The 17,860-nt window shown below is 62.8% G+C and carries 12 protein-coding genes; 9 read left to right on the top strand and 3 right to left on the bottom strand.

The features are described 5' to 3' along the window. The first annotated feature begins 73 nt into the window (after positions 1-73). The 5 genes from FY112_RS22720 to FY112_RS22700 all read left to right on the top strand — a co-directional run bounded on the left by FY112_RS22720 (position 74) and on the right by FY112_RS22700 (position 9,330). Positions 74-3,274, top strand: a complete 3,201-nt coding sequence (locus FY112_RS22720) for a multidrug efflux RND transporter permease subunit (RefSeq protein ID WP_151519333.1) — start codon at positions 74-76, stop codon at positions 3,272-3,274. A 195-nt stretch (positions 3,275-3,469) separates the two neighbouring features. Further along, positions 3,470-4,381 carry an NAD(P)-dependent oxidoreductase gene (locus FY112_RS22715; protein WP_131619543.1) on the top strand — a complete coding sequence of 304 codons (912 nt, stop codon included), beginning with the start codon at positions 3,470-3,472 and terminating at the stop codon, positions 4,379-4,381. Then, entirely contained in the window at positions 4,381-6,162 is a 1,782-nt protein-coding gene (locus FY112_RS22710; RefSeq protein ID WP_151519332.1) for an IlvD/Edd family dehydratase, read from the top strand. The genes FY112_RS22715 and FY112_RS22710 overlap by 1 nt, the downstream gene beginning before the upstream one ends. Positions 6,163-6,293: 131 nt before the next feature. Next, positions 6,294-8,111 carry a GGDEF domain-containing phosphodiesterase gene (locus FY112_RS22705; RefSeq protein ID WP_131619545.1) on the top strand — a complete coding sequence of 606 codons (1,818 nt, stop codon included), beginning with the start codon at positions 6,294-6,296 and terminating at the stop codon, positions 8,109-8,111. A gap of 370 nt (positions 8,112-8,481) precedes the next feature. Further along, the gene (locus FY112_RS22700) at positions 8,482-9,330 is read left to right on the top strand and encodes a GNAT family N-acetyltransferase (protein WP_131619546.1); all 849 of its coding nucleotides are present in this window, start codon (positions 8,482-8,484) and stop codon (positions 9,328-9,330) included. 25 nt (positions 9,331-9,355) lie between these two features. Here FY112_RS22700 and FY112_RS22695 read toward each other — a convergent pair whose 3' ends face one another. Next, a complete protein-coding gene (locus FY112_RS22695) occupies positions 9,356-10,273 on the bottom strand; it encodes a DMT family transporter (protein WP_017961769.1) in 918 nt (305 codons plus the stop codon). A gap of 191 nt (positions 10,274-10,464) precedes the next feature. On the opposite strand from FY112_RS22695, the gene FY112_RS22690 reads away from it, so the two are divergent. Both FY112_RS22690 and FY112_RS22685 read left to right on the top strand, forming a co-directional pair. Next, on the top strand, positions 10,465-11,763 hold the full coding sequence (locus FY112_RS22690) for an adenylosuccinate synthase (RefSeq protein WP_025395709.1): 1,299 nt from the start codon (positions 10,465-10,467) through the stop codon (positions 11,761-11,763). Positions 11,764-11,823: 60 nt separating this feature from the next. After that, positions 11,824-14,352 (top strand): hypothetical protein, encoded by a 2,529-nt coding sequence (locus FY112_RS22685; RefSeq protein WP_131619547.1) that lies wholly within the window; start codon positions 11,824-11,826, stop codon positions 14,350-14,352. A gap of 109 nt (positions 14,353-14,461) precedes the next feature. Here FY112_RS22685 and rpoH read toward each other — a convergent pair whose 3' ends face one another. Next, a complete protein-coding gene (gene rpoH, locus FY112_RS22680; RefSeq protein WP_003542378.1) occupies positions 14,462-15,370 on the bottom strand; it encodes an RNA polymerase sigma factor RpoH in 909 nt (302 codons plus the stop codon). A 190-nt stretch (positions 15,371-15,560) separates the two neighbouring features. Further along, the gene (locus tag FY112_RS22675; RefSeq protein WP_131619548.1) at positions 15,561-16,586 is read right to left on the bottom strand and encodes an RluA family pseudouridine synthase; all 1,026 of its coding nucleotides are present in this window, start codon (positions 16,584-16,586) and stop codon (positions 15,561-15,563) included. Positions 16,587-16,628: 42 nt separating this feature from the next. Between FY112_RS22675 and FY112_RS22670 the strand changes: the two genes are divergently transcribed. Then, on the top strand, positions 16,629-17,015 hold the full coding sequence (locus tag FY112_RS22670; protein ID WP_151519331.1) for a hypothetical protein: 387 nt from the start codon (positions 16,629-16,631) through the stop codon (positions 17,013-17,015). 7 nt (positions 17,016-17,022) lie between these two features. Next, the gene (locus FY112_RS22665) at positions 17,023-17,847 is read left to right on the top strand and encodes an RNA methyltransferase (RefSeq protein WP_151519330.1); all 825 of its coding nucleotides are present in this window, start codon (positions 17,023-17,025) and stop codon (positions 17,845-17,847) included. The last annotated feature ends 13 nt before the right edge of the window (positions 17,848-17,860 follow it).

Genomic DNA, 17,860 nt, shown 5'->3' with positions numbered 1-17,860 from the left:
ACGACCCGCCGGCGGCTCCCAAACCGCCGGAGAGGGACTTTGCATCCATGTTCACCCCGGAGAGGGCTTTGATATGAACATCTCCAGATTCTTTGTCGACCGCCCGGTCTTTGCCGGCGTTCTTTCGGTCCTCATCCTGGTTGCCGGCCTGATCGGCCTGCGCGCGCTGCCGATTTCCGAATATCCGGAGGTCGTGCCGCCGTCGATCGTCGTGCGCGCTACCTATCCCGGCGCCAACCCAAGCGTCATCGCCGAAACGGTGGCCACGCCGCTCGAAGAGCAGATCAACGGCGTCGAAGGCATGCTCTATATGGCCAGCCAGGCGACATCGGACGGCGTGCTCAACGTCACCGTTACCTTCAAGCTCGGCACCGACCCCGACAAAGCGCAGCAGCTCGTGCAGAACCGCGTTTCACAGGCCGAACCGCGCCTGCCGGCGGAAGTCCGTTCGCTCGGCATCACTACAGTCAAGAGCTCACCCAACTTCATCATGGTCGTCAATCTCGTCTCCGACGGGAACAATCACGACATCACCTATCTTCGCAATTACGCGACCCTGAACGTCAAGGATCGGCTCGCCCGCATTGCAGGCGTCGGGCAGGTGCAGGTCTTCGGCGCCGGCGACTATTCCATGCGTGTCTGGATCGACCCGCAGAAGGCCGCCGAGCACAATCTTGCCGCCAGCGACATTAGCAGCGCGATCAGTTCCCAGAACATCCAGGCCGCCGCCGGTATCATCGGCGCATCGCCGAGCCAGCCGGGTGTGGACCTGCAGCTCAACGTCAATGCCCAAGGCCGCCTGCGCACTCCCGAGGAGTTCGGCAGCATCATCGTCAAGACGGGCGCCAATGGCGAGATCACCCGTCTTCGCGATGTCGCCCGCATCGAGCTCGGTGCTGCGGACTACACCCTGCGTTCGCTGCTCGACGGCAAGCCGGCCGTCGCCGTTGCTGTCCTGCAGGCGCCGGGTTCGAACGCGATCGAAATCGCGGACAATGTGAACGCGACCATGGATCAGCTGCAGCTCGCCATGCCTGAGGGCGTCAAATACGAGATCGTCTACGATACGACGAAATTCGTGCGTGCCTCGATCGAGAAGGTCATCGACACTCTGCTCGAGGCCATTGCGCTCGTTGTTCTCGTCGTCATCCTGTTCCTGCAGACGTGGCGCGCTTCGATCATCCCGCTGATCGCGGTTCCCGTATCGATCATCGGCACTTTCGCGGTCATGTATGTCTGCGGCTTCTCGATCAACGCGCTCAGTCTGTTCGGGCTGGTGCTTGCGATCGGCATCGTCGTCGACGACGCGATCGTGGTGGTCGAAAACGTCGAGCGCAATATCGAGCATGGCCTGTCGCCGCGGGCTGCCACCTACAAGGCGATGAAGGAAGTCTCCGGTCCGATCGTCGCGATCGCGCTGGTCCTCGTCGCGGTCTTCGTGCCGCTCGCTTTCATCTCCGGTCTGTCGGGTCAGTTCTACCGCCAGTTCGCGCTCACGATCGCAATCTCGACCGTTATCTCGGCCTTCAACTCACTCACCCTGTCTCCGGCGCTGGCAGCCCTTCTCCTGAAGGGCCATGATCAGCCGAAGGACTGGCTGACGCGGTTCATGGACGCCATCTTCGGTTGGTTCTTCCGCGGCTTCAACCGTGTCTTCGGCGCGGGCTCGAATGCCTACGGCAAGGGCGTTGGCGGGCTGTTGTCGCGTAAGAGCATCGTTATGGTGATCTATCTGGCGTTGGTCGGTGCGACCTACAGCCTGTTCAGCACGGTCCCCGGCGGCTTCGTGCCGTCACAGGACAAGCAGTATCTGATCGGCTTTGCCCAGTTGCCGGATGCCGCAAGCCTCGACCGCACGGAAGACGTCATCAAGCGCATGACCGACATCGCGCTGGCGCAGCCGGGCGTTGCCAATGCGATTGCCTTCCCGGGCCTGTCGATCAACGGCTTCACCAACTCCTCGAATGCCGGCATCGTCTTCGTGACGCTGAAGGACTTCGAAGAGCGCAAGACGCCTGATCTCTCGGGCGGCGCAATCGCCATGGCGCTGAACCAGAAGTTCGGCGTCATCCAGGATGCCTTCATCGCCATGTTCCCGCCGCCGCCGGTCAATGGTCTCGGCACGACGGGCGGTTTCAAGTTGCAGATCGAGGATCGTGCCGGCCTCGGTAACCAGGCGCTTGACGAGGCGACCAAGGCCGTCCTTGCAAAAGCCTATCAGGCGCCTGAGCTCGCCGGACTGTTCTCCAGCTTCCAGATCAACGTGCCGCAGCTCTATGCCGATCTCGACCGTGCCAAGGCCGAGCAGCTCGGGGTTTCCGTCACCGACGTCTTCCAGACGCTGCAGATCTATCTCGGTTCGCTCTATGTGAACGACTTCAACGCCTTCGGCCGCACCTACAGCGTCCGTGTGCAAGCCGATGCGAAATTCCGTGCCCAGCCGGAAGATATCGGCCAGTTGAAGGTCCGGTCGGCATCGGGTGAGATGATCCCGCTTTCGGCCCTCTTGAAGGTGGAACCGAGCACCGGTCCGGAGCGCGCGAACCGCTACAATGGCTTCCTCGCCGCTGATATCAACGGCGGTCCGGCACCGGGCTTCTCGTCGGGTCAGGCGCAAGCGGCAATCGAGAAGATCCTTCACGAGACCCTGCCTGCGGGCATCGATTTCGAATGGACGGATCTGACCTATCAGCAGATCCTGGCCGGCAATTCGAGCATCGTTGTCTTCCCCCTGGCACTGTTGCTCGTCTTCCTGGTGCTGGCCGCCCAGTATGAAAGCCTGACGCTGCCGCTTGCGATCATCATGATTGTGCCGATGGGCGTGCTGGCCGCGCTGACCGGCGTCTGGCTCACCGGTGGAGACAACAACATCTTCACCCAGATCGGTCTTGTGGTGCTTGTCGGTCTATCGGCGAAGAACGCCATCCTTATCGTGGAATTCGCCCGCGAACTGGAATTCGAGGGAAGGACACCGCGGGAGGCTGCGATCGAGGCCAGCCGCCTTCGCCTTCGCCCGATCCTCATGACCTCGCTTGCCTTCATCATGGGTGTCGTGCCGCTCGTCGTCTCCACCGGCGCCGGCGCGGAAATGCGCGCGGCCATGGGTGTCGCGGTCTTCTCGGGCATGATCGGCGTGACCTTCTTCGGCATCTTCATGACGCCGGTGTTCTATGTGCTGTTGCGGCGGCTGACGGGCAACCGTCCGCTCATCCAGCACAAGCCGGACGAACACAAGGAAGAAGAGGCGGAGGTTATCCGGCTCGCCGCGGAATAAACGGAATTCAACCTTCCTTTGTCGAGTAAATCGGGCGGGAACTTCGGTTCTCGCCCGTATCGTTTTCAGGGAGTGCGCGCGGCCTTCCGACAACCCCCTCCAGGGCATGTGACAAAAATGCGTTACGTCCGTCAAAACGGTTTGCAACGATGGGCGAGGGGACTATCAAAGACGGACAACAGTTGGGAGGACTGAATGACGAATTCGAGAGACGGTCATGACGGCAGGCGGATCGCCTTTCTCGGCACCGGCCTGATGGGCGCACCGATGGCTCGCCGGCTGCTTGGCGCGGGCTTTGCCGTCACCGTCTGGAATCGCGATTCCGGCAAGGCCGAACCGCTTGCGGGAGACGGTGCGGTCTGCGCGAAAACACCGGCGGATGCCGTTTCCGGCGCCGACGTCGTCATCACCATGCTCACCAACGCCGAGGCGGTGAAGGACGTGTTGTTCGACCGCGGAGCGGTCGATGCGATGACGCCTGGCACAACCGTCATCGACATGAGTTCGATCGCCCCGCATTTCGCCCGCGACCATTCGGCGAGGCTTGCCGACCGCGACATCCATCATGTCGATTCGCCGGTATCTGGCGGCGTCGTCGGCGCGGAAGCGGGTACGCTCGCGATCATGGCGGGCGGCGACAAGGACGTGGTCGACGGGCTTGCAGATGTCTTTGCGCCGATGGGGCGCGTGACCCGCGTCGGTCCCAGCGGGGCGGGTCAGCTTGCCAAGCTTGCCAACCAGCAGATCGTCGCGGTAACGATCGGCGCCGTCGCCGAAGCGATGATGCTGATCGAAGCGGGCGGCGGCTCGCAGGCAGCCTTTCGGGACGCCATTCGCGGCGGCTTTGCCGAGAGCCGTATCCTTGAGCTGCACGGCAAGCGCATGGTCGAGCGGCAGTTTACGCCAGGCGGTTCGTCCAGCAACCAGCTCAAGGATCTGAACGCCGCCATGGAGACGGCCAAGACCCTGTCGTTGACGCTACCGCTGACTGCGGCGGTACATGCCGAATTCAGCGAATTCGTCGCCAATGGCAATGGCGAAAAGGATCACAGCGGCCTGCTCCTCCATCTCGAAGAGAAGAATGCCCGGCCGGGAGGAAAGAAGTGATGGACAGCCATTCGCCAAAGCGGCACCTGCGTTCGCAGGACTGGTTCGACAATCCCGATCATATCGACATGGCAGCGCTCTATCTCGAGCGCTTCATGAATTACGGCATCACGCCGGAAGAGCTGCGCTCCGGCAAGCCGATCATCGGGATTGCCCAGAGCGGCAGCGATCTTACGCCCTGCAACAGGGTGCATATTGAGCTTGCCAAGCGCGTGCGCGACGGCATTCGCGATGCCGGGGGTATCCCGATCGAGTTTCCGACACATCCGATCTTCGAGAATTGCAAGCGCCCGACAGCCGCACTCGACCGCAATCTCGCCTATCTCGGCCTCGTCGAAATCCTCTACGGCTATCCGCTCGACGGCGTCGTGCTGACCACCGGCTGCGACAAGACCACGCCTTCGGCGATCATGGCGGCTTCGACGGTCGATATCCCGGCGATCGTGCTCTCCGGCGGCCCGATGCTCGACGGTTGGCATGAGGGCGAGCTGGCGGGCTCCGGCACGGTGATATGGCGGATGCGGCGGAAATATGCGGCAGGCGAGATCGATCGGGAAGAGTTCCTGCAGGCAGCGCTCGATTCTGCGCCTTCCGTCGGCCACTGCAATACGATGGGCACCGCTTCGACGATGAATGCGCTGGCCGAGGCGCTCGGCCTTTCGCTGACCGGCTGCGGAGCGATTCCGGCCGCCTACCGCGAGCGCGGCCAGATGGCCTACCGCACCGGGCGGCGCGCCGTCGAAATCGTCTTCGAGGATCTGAAGCCGTCGGACATCCTGACGCGCGAGGCTTTCCTGAATGCGATCCGCACCAATTCGGCGATCGGCGGTTCGACCAACGCGCAGCCGCATCTGGCCGCGATGGCGAAGCACGCCGGCGTCGAACTCTATCCCGACGACTGGCAGGTGCACGGTTTCGATATCCCGCTGCTTGCCAATGTCCAGCCGGCGGGCGCCTATCTCGGCGAGCGCTTTCATCGCGCCGGCGGCACGCCGGCGATCATGTGGGAACTGCTGCAGGCCGGAAAGCTCGACGGCAACTGTCGCACGGTGACGGGCAGGACGATGGCCGAGAACCTGGAGGGCAAGGAAGCGCGCGACCGCGAGGTCATCACGCCGTTCGCTAAGCCGCTGAAGGAGCGGGCGGGATTCCTGGTTCTCAAGGGCAATCTCTTCGATTTCGCGATCATGAAGATGAGCGTGGTTTCGGAGGATTTCCGGAGGCGCTATCTTGAGGAGCCCGGGCGCGAAGGCGTGTTCGAGGGCAAGGCGGTGGTCTTCGACGGTTCCGAGGACTATCATAAGCGCATCAACGACCCCGAACTCAACATCGACGAAAATACCATCCTCGTCATCCGAGGCGCCGGGCCGATCGGCTGGCCGGGTTCGGCTGAGGTCGTCAACATGCAGCCGCCGGATCATCTTCTGAAGCGCGGCATCCGCAGCCTGCCGACGATCGGCGACGGCCGCCAATCGGGCACGGCGGACAGTCCATCGATCCTCAACGCCTCTCCGGAAAGCGCCGCCGGCGGCGGCCTTGCCTGGCTTCGTACCGGCGATATCATCCGCATCGACTTCAATCACGGGCGCTGCGACATGTTGGTCGAGGACGCCGAGATCGAACGGCGCAAGGGCGATGGCATCCCGCCAGTGCCGGCGGATGCGACGCCATGGCAGCAGATCTACCGCCGCTCGGTTACGCAATTGTCGGACGGCGCGGTGCTGGAGGGAGCGACCGAATTCCGCCAGATCGCAAAAAACCCGCCGCGGCACAACCACTGATCTTAAAGGTGCCGCAGACTGCAAGTCCTTTGATCCAAAAGGGGAAGGTCGTAACGAACGGTTCACCTAGTCACTAGTTCGGTCATCGGGACAAGGCTTCATTAATGCCGGCTTGAGACCATATTGCCGTTATGCAAGCTTCTAAGGCTGGGACCGCGTTGCCAGAGAAAAAAGCCACACGATCCGAACACGAGTTTCAGGATCTTCTGCGTCGGCTCGAACTCGCTCTCGATGCATCCCGGATCGGTGTCTGGGAGCATAGCATCGAGCAGGACGGGATCTTGTGGGATGCGCAGATGCATCGTCTCTACGAGACCGGCGAGACCTGCCGGCTGGTGCCCGCTTCGCTTTGGTCGAATGCCATCCATCCCGATGATCGCGAGCGGGCCGAACGCGACTTCGAGCAGGCGATCGCGATGCGCGGCGCCTATAACTCGCAATTCCGGATCGTGCTGCCGAGCGGTGAGATCCGCCATCTGCGCTCGCGCGCACATTTCTACGTGGATGCGGAAGGGGAGCCCTCCTTCATCGGCGCCGAATGGGATGTGACGGCCGACGTCCTGCTCAACGCGGAACTTGCGCGGCAGAAGGTCGTGGCCGAGGCGAGGGCGCTGGCGCTGGAAGAAAGCAATGCGCGCATCGAGCATGTCGCCGATCACGACTATCTCACCGGCTTGCCGAACCGGCGCCTTCTCGACAAGCGGCTGGCGGAACTGCCGGCCGACAAAAGCATCACGACGCTTGGCGTGCTGCATCTCGACCTCGACCAGTTCAAGCAGATCAACGACAGCCACGGTCATGCGGCAGGCGATGCCGTGCTCAGGGCCGCGGCCCTTCGCATCACTGCCGCCATTCCTGCGAATGGCATGGTTGCCCGTGTCGGCGGCGATGAATTCGTCATCGTGCTGGTCAATTTCACCGATCTCACTGAGCTGAAGCAGATCACCGAGGATGTCCAGCGCCGGCTGCGGAAGAAGATCCGCTTCGGCCAGGAGATGCTGCAATCCGGCGCCTCGATCGGCGTTTCCTGGAGCGGTGATCGGCGGGCGCGCAACCTGTTTGCCGAATCCGACCTGGCGCTCTACCAGGCCAAGAAGCTTGGGCGCAACCGCGTCGAATTCTTCACACGGCAATTGCAGGAGGATTTGCGCTCCAAGCGTCGCCTCGCCGAAGAGCTGAAGCTCGGGCTGGAGCGCGGCCAGATCCTTCCCTATTATCAGGTGCAGCTCGACGCCCGGACGCGGGAAGTCATCGGCTTCGAGGCGCTGGCGCGCTGGAAACATCCCGAGAAGGGCGTGCTCGCTCCCGGCATATTCCTGAAGGTCGCCGACGAGCACGGACTTGCGGCGGAGATCGACGCGGCGATCCTCAAAAGCGTTCTCGAAGACCGGCTGTTCTGGCTGTTGCACGGCCTTGCGGTTCCGCGCATCGCCGTCAATATCTCGGCGTCGCGCCTTGCCGATCCGGCGTTGCTCGACAAGCTGAGGAAACTCGATATCCCGCCCGGCGTGATCGTCTTCGAACTGGTCGAGACGATTTTCCTCGACGACAGCGACGAAAAACTGCTCGCTCATATCGGCGATATCAAACAGATGGGCATCGACATCGAGATCGACGACTTCGGATCGGGCCATGCCTCGCTGATCGGTCTCGTCAAGCTGCGGCCGAAGCGGCTGAAGATCGACCGGCAGCTCGTCACCGAGGTCGTCAGCTCCGCGGAGCAGCGGCGCGTGGTGGGTTCTATCGTGGAAATCGCCAAGGCACTCGATGTCGAGGTGATCGCCGAGGGTATCGAGACCGAGGCGCATGCCGTGGTGCTGGCGCAGCTCGGCTGCGACGGCCTGCAGGGTTATGCGTTCGGTTATCCCGCACCGGCGGCCGAGACAGACCGTCTTTTCTCATCGATGACGAGCCGAATCGAAAAGCAGAAGGCCGCGATGGGCAGTTGAACGGCCGGTGATCCTTCCGCGGGCGACTGTCGTCGCTCCCGGTTTTTTGCCGCGTCGCGGAAGTGATTTCGGACGGATGCTTCTCTCGTCTTTCAAATTGGCAGGGCGGCATCTTTTCGGCGCGGCTTTTTATTCGCATCGGCTGGAAGATAATTGAGGCCCAAGTAATTTTCTTGAGCTTGCAACGGCATTGTTTCATGGTAATGCGGAAACGAAGCTTTCTGTATTGCATCGAAAAATGATTATACGCGTCGTCAAGTCCATGAGCGCGGCTCTCCATCGTTCGCAGGTGCAATCGGCAGCTGGGGCCTGACAATTGCTTTGCCGTTGCCGGGATGGACTTGCGGGACATTCAATCTGGGAAAGTTGCATGAATTCGGAATTTGCCGTTCGTTCGATGCGGCCCGGCGAACTGGAACTCGTGCTCGAATGGGCGCGTCAGGAAGGCTGGAACCCTGGTCTCGACGATTCGCTTGCATTCAACGAGGCTGATCCGTCGGGATTTTTCGTCGGATCCATCGGTGAAGTCCCCGTCGGCTCGATCTCGGTCGTCAAATATGGCGATATTTTCGCCTTCCTGGGCCTCTACATCGTCCATCCCGATTTTCGTGGCAAGGGTTATGGCAAGGCGATCTGGGCGGCGGGCATTGCCAGCGCGGGAGACCGCACGATAGGTCTCGACGGCGTCGCCGCACAGCAGGACAACTACCGCAAGGCCGGCTTCGAACCCGCCTATTCCACCATTCGCTATGGCGGTGTCGCTACTTCCTTGCCTGTCTCGACGCTTGTCGCGCAACCGGTGCTGGATTCACGCCTCGAAGGCCTGCAGCGATATGATTCGGCGATCTTTCCGCAGCCGCGGGATGCCTTTCTCGCTGCCTGGTGCACCGCCCGCAAGGGCCGTCGTTCGGCGGTGGTGCGCAAGAGCCACAAGATCCGCGGTTACGGCACGATCCGCCGCTGCTACGAGGGCTACAAGATCGGCCCGCTCTTTGCCAACGATGCCGACAGCGCCGCGGCGCTGCTTGCCGAATTGATCCCCGAGGCGAAAGGGGCTGCGGTCTTCATCGACATTCCCGCAGAGAACCGCGAGGCGGTCGCGCTTGCCGAAGGCATCGGCCTTCAACCGGTATTCGAGACGACACGCATGTATCGCGGACCGGCGCCGGCCATCCCGCTGAAGCACGTCTTCGGCGTGACGACGCTGGAGCTTGGTTAAAGCCTTTCCTGACCAGGAAAAGGTTTTAATCCACGGGTGAGGCGGGCACGGTCGGCGACGAAGCTTTCGGACGGCCCCTTTCGGCGATCGCGATGCCGCCCAAGGTCAGTACCAGTGCGATCACATGGAAGGACTGCAGTCTCTCGCCGATCAGGGCGACGGAAAGCAGCGTTCCGAACACCGGCACGAGATTGATGAAGAGGCCGGCGCGGTTGGCGCCGATTGCCACGACGCCCTTGATATAGAGGATCTGCGCCACCAGCGAGGGGAAGATCGCCGTGTAGAGAGTGATGACCCAGCCGGCCTGGTCCGGCCACTGCGCGGCACCCCGGCCGGTTTCCCAGAGGAGCAGCGGCAGCGAGGTCAGCATGGCGCCGAGCGCCGGGACCGCCATCAGGGTGCGCCAGTCGAGTGGGGGCTTCCAGCGCAGGAAGATCGTGTAGACCGAATAGGCGGCAATGGCGATCAGCATCAGCCCGTCGCCGCGGTTGAGGCTGAGTTGCAGCAGCGTTGCGAGGTCGCCATGTGCGGCGGTCAGAGCGACGCCGATCAGCGTCATCCCGAAGCCGAGACATTGCGCCAGCGAGATGCCGGTACGGAAGAACATGAAATTCAGCAGGAAGATCAGCATCGGGATGCCGGCCTGCTCGATGGCGACGTTGATCGCCGTCGTATATTGCACGGCCGAATAAAGCATGGCGTTGAAAAGGGTGTAGCCGATGACGCCGTAGAAGAGGAGCAGCGGCAGGTTCTTCCTGACTACCGGCCAGTCCTTCCGCAGTTGCGGTACTGAAATCACGGCGATCATCGCCACGGCGAGGAACCAGCGCAGGAAGGTCAGCATCATCGGGCTGATATGCCCGAGCGCGAGTTTGCCGGCGACGGAGTTGCCGCCCCAGCAGAGGGTGGCGATAACGAGGCAGATATAGGCCGTGGCTTGCAAGAGCGTTCTTCCCGTCTTTCCGCGATCGCCGAGCGGCGTTTTGTGACGGGAAATAGCCTGTCGGCTGCTGATTTGTCACGTAAAAAGCCCAATCTGCTGTGACAACAGGGTCGCTTTCCAAAAAACAAAGCTTTATAGATGCGCGGGTTTGAGCAGGTGCGCGGTTCCGCGCCGGTAACAGGAAGAGTTGGATGACGAACGTAGTCGTGGTCGGTTCGCAATGGGGTGACGAAGGCAAGGGCAAGATTGTCGACTGGCTTTCGGAGCGTGCGGATATCGTTGTGCGCTATCAGGGCGGACACAATGCCGGCCATACGCTCGTCATCGACGGCACGAGCTATAAGCTCTCGCTGCTGCCGTCCGGCGTCGTGCGCCCGGGCAAGATGGCCGTCATCGGCAACGGTGTCGTCGTCGATCCGCATGCGCTAATCGCCGAGATCGGCCGGCTGGAGGCGCAAGGCGTGACGGTTACGCCTGACAATCTGCGCATTGCAGACAATGCGACGCTCATCCTGTCGCTGCACCGCGAGCTCGACGCGATGCGCGAGGATGCGGCGTCGAACAGCGGCACCAAGATCGGCACGACGCGCCGCGGCATTGGCCCGGCCTATGAAGACAAGGTCGGCCGCCGCGCCATCCGCGTCATGGATCTTGCCGATCTCGATAGTCTTTCCGGCAAGGTCGACCGTATTCTGACGCATCACAATGCGCTTCGCCGCGGTCTTGGCGTTGCCGAAGTCAGCCACCAGGCGATCATGGACGAACTGACCTCGATCGCTGATCGGGTACTGCCTTTCCGTGATACGGTCTGGCTCTTCCTCGACAAGGAGCGCCGCAAGGGTGCTCGCATCCTCTTTGAAGGCGCGCAGGGCAGCCTGCTCGATATCGATCACGGCACCTATCCCTTCGTGACCTCCTCAAACACGGTGGCCGGCCAGGCGGCAGCCGGTTCCGGCATGGGACCGGGCTCGCTCGGTTATATCCTCGGCATCACCAAGGCCTATACGACGCGCGTCGGCGAAGGCCCGTTCCCGACCGAGCTCACCGACGAAATTGGCCAGTTCCTGGGCGAGAAGGGACATGAGTTCGGTACTGTGACGGGGCGTAAGCGCCGCTGCGGCTGGTTCGACGCGGCACTCGTACGCCAGTCGGTCGCCACCAACGGCATCACGGGCATCGCGCTCACCAAGCTCGACGTGCTCGACGGTCTCGAGGAATTGAAGATCTGCGTCGGCTACATGCTCGACGGCCAACAGATTGATCATCTTCCCGCAAGCCAGGGAGCGCAAGCTAGGGTGGAACCGATCTACGTCACCCTGGAGGGATGGAAGGAATCGACCGTCGGCGCCCGCAGTTGGGCGGATCTGCCGGCACAGGCGATCAAATATGTTCGCCAGGTCGAAGAGCTGATCGGGGCACCCGTCGCGCTCTTGTCCACCAGCCCGGAGCGGGATGATACGATACTTGTGACCGATCCGTTTGAGGATTAAGCTCACGGGTCACTGTGGAGGATGGTTCGGTAGGGTACCGGACTTCTTGAGAAAGTACTGATGGCGGATTTTATTGCAGTCATTCGGCGGGCCGTTGACGGCTTGGCTGAAAATACCCCCGAGATGCGGGTGAAAGTCTACGAACGTGCCCGCGGCGCAGTGCAGCGGCAGCTCGAGAACATGAAACCGCGTCCGCCGGAAGCCATGCTGCAACGCCAGCTCGAAAAGCTCGAGGCTGCCATCCGCGAGGTGGAAGGCGAACACTCCGAGGCGATGCCGCTCGATGAGCCGGTTGCGGCCGTTACCGCTTCGGAATCCTTCGAAGAACAAGCGGTTCCCCACGAAAGCGAACCAGCGTCGGCGCCGGAGACTGCTGTCGAGGAGCCGGCCTACGAAGCCTATGCGGAACCGCAGGCGGACGAGGCCACCGGCGAGCCCGATCAGGTGGAAGTCGCCGCGCCGGAGGAGGACGAGGTCGCTGCCGAGGAGCCTCTTTCCCAGGAAACACTCGTTTCGCCGGAAACATCCATTCCCGCGGAAACCCCTGTTGCCGCCGAGACACCGGTTTCGCCGGAGACAGCCGGTCCGGCCGAGACATACTGGCATCCCTCTCAGGAGGAGGAAGCGCCGGCCGAGGAATGGCATGCCGGCGAGGCGCGCGACGTCGCTGCCGAAGACGTACCGACCGAACATGACGGTTGGGAAGCGCCAGCCTCCGAGCATCGCGACGAACAAGCCGACGAAGACCGTGTCGACGAGCAGCATCCCCTGGAAGCCGACGAGATCGCGGACGAACCTGCGGCGGTGGAAAGCGAGGAGCCGGAGGCCGAGGAGGCTTACGAGCCCGACGAGCCGTTGCAGCCGATCACCCGCGGCATAGACCACGCATCCAACCGCCTGGTGGAGCCGGTCGCCGATTTCGATCGTCCGCAGGAGTTCGTCGAGCACAGCCGCGAGGAGCCGTTGCAGGCCGAAGCTGCGGCGCATTTCGACCCCGTCTGGACCGAGCCCGTTGCCGAAACGCCGGCTCCGGCGCCCAAGGATGCGGAGACCGAATGGGCGGAAGAGGAACTCCGGCAATATTCGGAGACGGCGCCGGCGCCGATTACCGCCGATGCCTCGGCGCGCGCCTTCGAGGAGGTGATATCGAGCCTCGAAAAAGTGGCACCCGCCGCCGTCATGCCGGCCGCCAAGGAAAGTTTTTCCTGGGAGACGGCCGCCTTCGACGATCTGCCGCCGATCGAGGCCGGCAACAATAAGAAGACGCCGGTTGCCTCTCATTTCGACGATGTCGATATCTTCGCCGAAGTGCACAACGGCAAGCCGGCGCCTGCTAGCGGTGCGCCGAGCGAGGACTGGCGAGAGGCGAAGGCGCTGCGCGGCTACGACCGCCGCGGCTCTGTCGCCGCTGACGACGATGACGCCAATCCGTCGATGGATATCGATCAGATTGTTGCCTCCAAGCTGCAGGGCAAGAGCTTCCGTATGGAGCCGAAGCGCCGCCGCTTCGGCATCGGCACCGTGATCACGCTCATCTTCGCACTCATCCTGATCGGTGGCGGCGCCTATGCCGGCTGGACGAACAGGGAGGCGTTGGTGGCGATGGTCGACGGGCTCGTTAGCTCGGCACCGTCGCAGGCGACCAGGAACGAGGCGGCAACGCCGCCGGATGGCTCGGCGACGCCTGCCCAGCCGGGCGCGGTGACGCCAGCCCAGCCAACCACACCAGGAGCGCAGAATACTCCAGCGGCGCCGGCGCAGCCGAACCCGCAGGTAGCGTCGGTGAACAATGACGGCGCTGCGGCCAATTCGAAATTCACCCAGCGGCTGCTGACCGATGGAACCGAGGTTGACAGTGGCCCGGCGACTGTGCCGGGAACGCCGACCGCGGAAGGAAAGTCGGTCGCCGAACAGAATGTCGCGGCAGCCGATACGCCGCCTGCCAGCGCGCAGGGCGATGCGACACCCGCCGACACGCGGACGCCGAACGGCGCGGTGGCATCGCCGCCGCAGACCGCGCCCGTCGGTTCGTCGCAAAAGATGTTCCTCTATGAGGAGCGCATCGGCCAGAGCTCGCCGACGGCGATCGAGGGATCGGTCGTCTGGAGCGTGCAGCACGAGGCTGGCCAGGATGGCCGGCAGGAGGCGACGGTACAGGGCAATGTCACGGTTCCCGAGCGCAATCTCTCGGCTCTCGTCACCTTCAAGCGCAATTCCGATCCGTCGCTGCCGGCAAGCCATCTTGTCGAGATCGTCTTCTCGGTGCCGCCGAATTTCGAAGGCGGCAGCATCGACAGCGTCCAGCGCATCTCGATGAAGCGCACGGAGCAGGATCGCGGTGACGCGCTGATCGCGGTTCCGGCCAAGATCACCGACGATTTCCACATGATCGCACTCAACGACTACCCCGATGCGCGCAAGGCCAATCTCGACCTGATGTCGACCCGCAACTGGATCGATATTCCGATCACCTACCGCAACGGCCGCCGCGCGCTGCTGACGATGGAAAAGGGCGGTACGGGAACGGACGCCTTCAATACCGCGATCAAGGAATGGACTGCGCTCGGAGACGTGTCGACGAGCCAGTGACGGTTTCCCGATCTTGGCGCGGCGGTGCCGAGGCTGCGGATAAAGATGAATGAAAAAGAAAAGGCGGGCCGCAAGGACCCGCCTTCTTCAATTGTGTCATGCGACAGGTTTATGCCGTGGCTTCGACGACCCGGACGGCCTTGGCGCGTTCCAGGGCTTCCTTGCGGACGGCGTCCTGCACCTTTTCGAAGGCGCGGACCTCGATCTGGCGAACGCGTTCGCGACTGATGTCGAATTCAGTCGAAAGGTCTTCCAGGGTCACTGGATCCTCGGCGAGACGGCGAGCCTCGAAGATGCGGCGTTCGCGCTCGTTCAGCACGCTCATCGCTTTCGCCAGCATGCGCCGGCGGGTGTCGAGCTCATCCTGTTCAATCAGTACGTCTTCCTGGCTGTCATGGTCATCCACCAGCCAATCCTGCCATTGGCCGCCGTCACCTTCGGCTGCCTTGATCGGCGCGTTCAGCGAGGCGTCGCCGGAGAGGCGGCGGTTCATCGAAATGACCTCTTCCTCCGAGACGTTCAGCTTGGTGGCGATCTCCGAGACGTGCTCCGGCTTCAGGTCGCCGTCATCGATTGCCTGGATGCGGCCTTTCAGCCGGCGCAGGTTGAAGAACAGGCGCTTCTGGTTGGCGGTCGTGCCCATCTTCACCAGCGACCACGAACGCAGGATATATTCCTGGATCGAGGCCTTGATCCACCACATGGCGTAGGTGGCAAGGCGGAAGCCGCGCTCGGCATCGAACTTCTTGACAGCCTGCATCAGGCCGACATTGCCTTCGGAGACGACTTCGCCGATCGGCAGGCCGTAGCCGCGATACCCCATCGCGATCTTCGCGACGAGGCGAAGATGGCTGGTGACGAGCTTATGGGCGGCATCGCGGTCACCATGCTCGGCATAACGCTTGGCGAGCATGTATTCCTGTTGCGGCTCCAGCATCGGGAACTTGCGGATTTCGTCGAGGTAACGATTGAGACCGGCTTCACCGGCGGTAATGGACGGCAAGGTATTTCGGGCCATAGTGCACCCTCCTAAAGTGAATTCCGGTTCCCGATGGAAACGCATCCTCGCGTTAAAAAAGGCAAACCGGGACGTGCGGCTCTACTGCGAGCCCGCACTAAGTCAATATACAGATAAGTGTGGCGAAACGGCGGTTCAAGGTGCCGCTCACGCAGGTGTGAGTTGGGCAGGCGGCATTCGGAGCCCGGCTTTATCGCCGCAACGCGTCGACCAGTTCGACCATATCATCCGGCAGCGGCACCTCGAAATGCATGATTTCACCGGTGCGCGGATGCTCGAACTGCAGCATGAAGGCATGCAGCGCCTGGCGGCCGAATCCATTGACGACCTTGCGGATCTCTTCGGGCAGGAGATTGGCCTTGGTCTTGAAGCCGGCGCCGTAAACCGTATCGCCGAGCAGCGGATGGCCGATATGGGCCATGTGGACACGGATCTGGTGGGTGCGGCCGGTTTCGAGGCGGCACTCGACCAGCGAGGCGAACGCGGTTGCGTCCGGTTTCTCATGGAAGCGCTCGATCACCTGGTAATGCGTGATCGCCTCGTCGGCGTCCTGACTGTCGGGGCGTTTGACGGCGCGGCGCGTGCGGTCGCCGGTGGCGCGGCCAAGCGGCGCGTCGACCATGCCCGACAGCGTGCGGGGCCGGCCCCAGACGACTGCCTGATAGGCCCGCTCCAGCGGCATGGTGCGGCCATGGTCGGCAAATTGCAGCGACAGGTGGCGATGGGCAATGTCGTTCTTGGCGACGACCATGACGCCTGTCGTGTCCTTATCTAGACGGTGGACGATGCCGGGGCGGCGCACGCCGCCGATGCCGGAGAGCGTATCGCTGCAATGGTGGATCAGCGCGTTGACCAGCGTCCCCGTCCAGTTGCCGGCGCCGGGATGGACGACGAGACCGGAAGGCTTGGAGATGACGATGACGTCGTCGTCCTCATGGAGGATATCAAGCGGGATGTCCTCGCCCTGCGGCGTCGGGTCTTCCGGCTCGGGCAGCGTGAGTTCGAAACTGTCGCCGGTGCGCACCTTGCGCTGCGGGTCGGTGACGGGTTCGCCGCGCAGAAAAACCTGGCCGTCCTTGATCAGCGCCTTGATGCGGCTGCGCGAAAATTCCTCGCCGACCTGCGCCGTCAGCCAGGCGTCCAACCGGCCTTCGGCAGTTTCATCGGCGGTCAGGACTTTTCTATTGCCGGCTGCTTGTTTAAAGGGGTCGCTCAAGACGCTTCTTCTCCGACGTATTTTTTAGAACGGGACGCACAGATGACAGCAATCGAGCCAGACGACCAGGAAGAGAAGCCCCTTGATCCGGCGATGGAAAGTGTCCGGCGCAAGATGGTCCGCCTGCAGATCGTTTCCGGCGCCATCATGTTCGTGAGCCTTATGGCGGTCTTCGGCGCGGTTGTCTACAAGGTGATGAACAGCGAGCCCAAGGAGACGGCGTCCGCTGTTACCGCCTCCGGCGTGCCTTCGGATGCGCCGCTTGTGGCAACCGTTTCCCTGCCGCTCGGCTTCAAGGTGCAGTCCACTTCGTTTTCAGCCGGGCAGATCCTGTTCTACGGCGAAACGGTCGAGGGCAAGAACAAGGCGCTGGTCTACGATCTCAGGACCGGCCGCAGCGTCGCCTACGTCACTGTTACGGGCAATTGAGGCCAGCATGGCCGCCGTCCCGATCGACATCGACAGCGCCGACGATCCGCGCGTCGCTGAATTCAGCGAGATCCGCGAGCGTGACCTAACGGGCCGAGAGAACCGCTTCATCGCCGAAGGCACGGTCGTGCTGCGCATGCTCGCCGAGGCGCATGCGGCAGGCCGCGGCTTTTTCGCCGAGAAGATCCTGCTGCTGCGCAACCGCGTCGAGGGCGTGCTGCCCATCCTGGAGCGGTTTCCGGTCGATGTGCCGGTCTATGTCGCCGGGCCTGATGTGCTCGACGGCGTCGTCGGTTTCCATCTGCATCGCGGCGTTCTCGCGCTCGGCCGGCGACAGGACCGCGGGGAGGCGGCACTTCTCGACGCGCTGCCGGAACGGGCGTTGGTGCTGGTCGGCTGCGGCATTTCCAATCACGACAATGCTGGCTCGATGTTCCGCAATGCGGCCGCCTTCCGGGCGGATGCGGTGCTGCTCGACGAAACCTCCTGTGATCCACTCTACCGCAAGGCGCTGCGTGTCTCGGTCGGTTCGGTGCTGAGCGTTCCGCACCGTCGCGGCGGCAAGGCGCTCGATGTACTCGTGGCGCTCGCCGAACGGGGCTTTGCCATCTGGACGCTTTCACCGCACGGCAAGACCGATATCCGCGCCATTCCGGGCTCGACGCGCATGGCGCTTGTCGTCGGTACCGAGGGCGAGGGGTTGCCGGAGGCGCTGCTTGCGCGGTTCCAGAGCGCGCGCATTCCACAGGCGGAGGAACTCGACAGCCTCAATGCCGCGACGGCGACGGGGATCGCGCTGTTTTCCATGGCCTCGGCGATGGGCCGGGTCTAAACATATCCTCTTC

Origin of the sequence: Rhizobium sp. PEPV16 (assembly GCF_008919455.1) — a bacterium.
In the GTDB taxonomy this organism is placed as follows: domain Bacteria; phylum Pseudomonadota; class Alphaproteobacteria; order Rhizobiales; family Rhizobiaceae; genus Rhizobium; species Rhizobium leguminosarum_Q.
This window is presented reverse-complemented; position numbering and strand designations above follow the sequence as displayed.

Bases quoted from the DNA above. Each gene is read 5' to 3' on its own strand.
- FY112_RS22720 (WP_151519333.1), top strand. From the start codon at position 74: ATGAACATCTCCAGATTCTTTGTCGACCGCCCGGTCTTTGCCGGCGTT.
- FY112_RS22715 (WP_131619543.1), top strand. From the start codon at position 3,470: ATGACGAATTCGAGAGACGGTCATGACGGCAGGCGGATCGCCTTTCTC.
- FY112_RS22710 (WP_151519332.1), top strand. From the start codon at position 4,381: ATGGACAGCCATTCGCCAAAGCGGCACCTGCGTTCGCAGGACTGGTTC.
- FY112_RS22705 (WP_131619545.1), top strand. From the start codon at position 6,294: ATGCAAGCTTCTAAGGCTGGGACCGCGTTGCCAGAGAAAAAAGCCACA.
- FY112_RS22700 (WP_131619546.1), top strand. From the start codon at position 8,482: ATGAATTCGGAATTTGCCGTTCGTTCGATGCGGCCCGGCGAACTGGAA.
- FY112_RS22690 (WP_025395709.1), top strand. From the start codon at position 10,465: ATGACGAACGTAGTCGTGGTCGGTTCGCAATGGGGTGACGAAGGCAAG.
- FY112_RS22685 (WP_131619547.1), top strand. From the start codon at position 11,824: ATGGCGGATTTTATTGCAGTCATTCGGCGGGCCGTTGACGGCTTGGCT.
- rpoH (WP_003542378.1), bottom strand. From the start codon at position 15,370: ATGGCCCGAAATACCTTGCCGTCCATTACCGCCGGTGAAGCCGGTCTC.
- FY112_RS22670 (WP_151519331.1), top strand. From the start codon at position 16,629: ATGACAGCAATCGAGCCAGACGACCAGGAAGAGAAGCCCCTTGATCCG.
- FY112_RS22665 (WP_151519330.1), top strand. From the start codon at position 17,023: ATGGCCGCCGTCCCGATCGACATCGACAGCGCCGACGATCCGCGCGTC.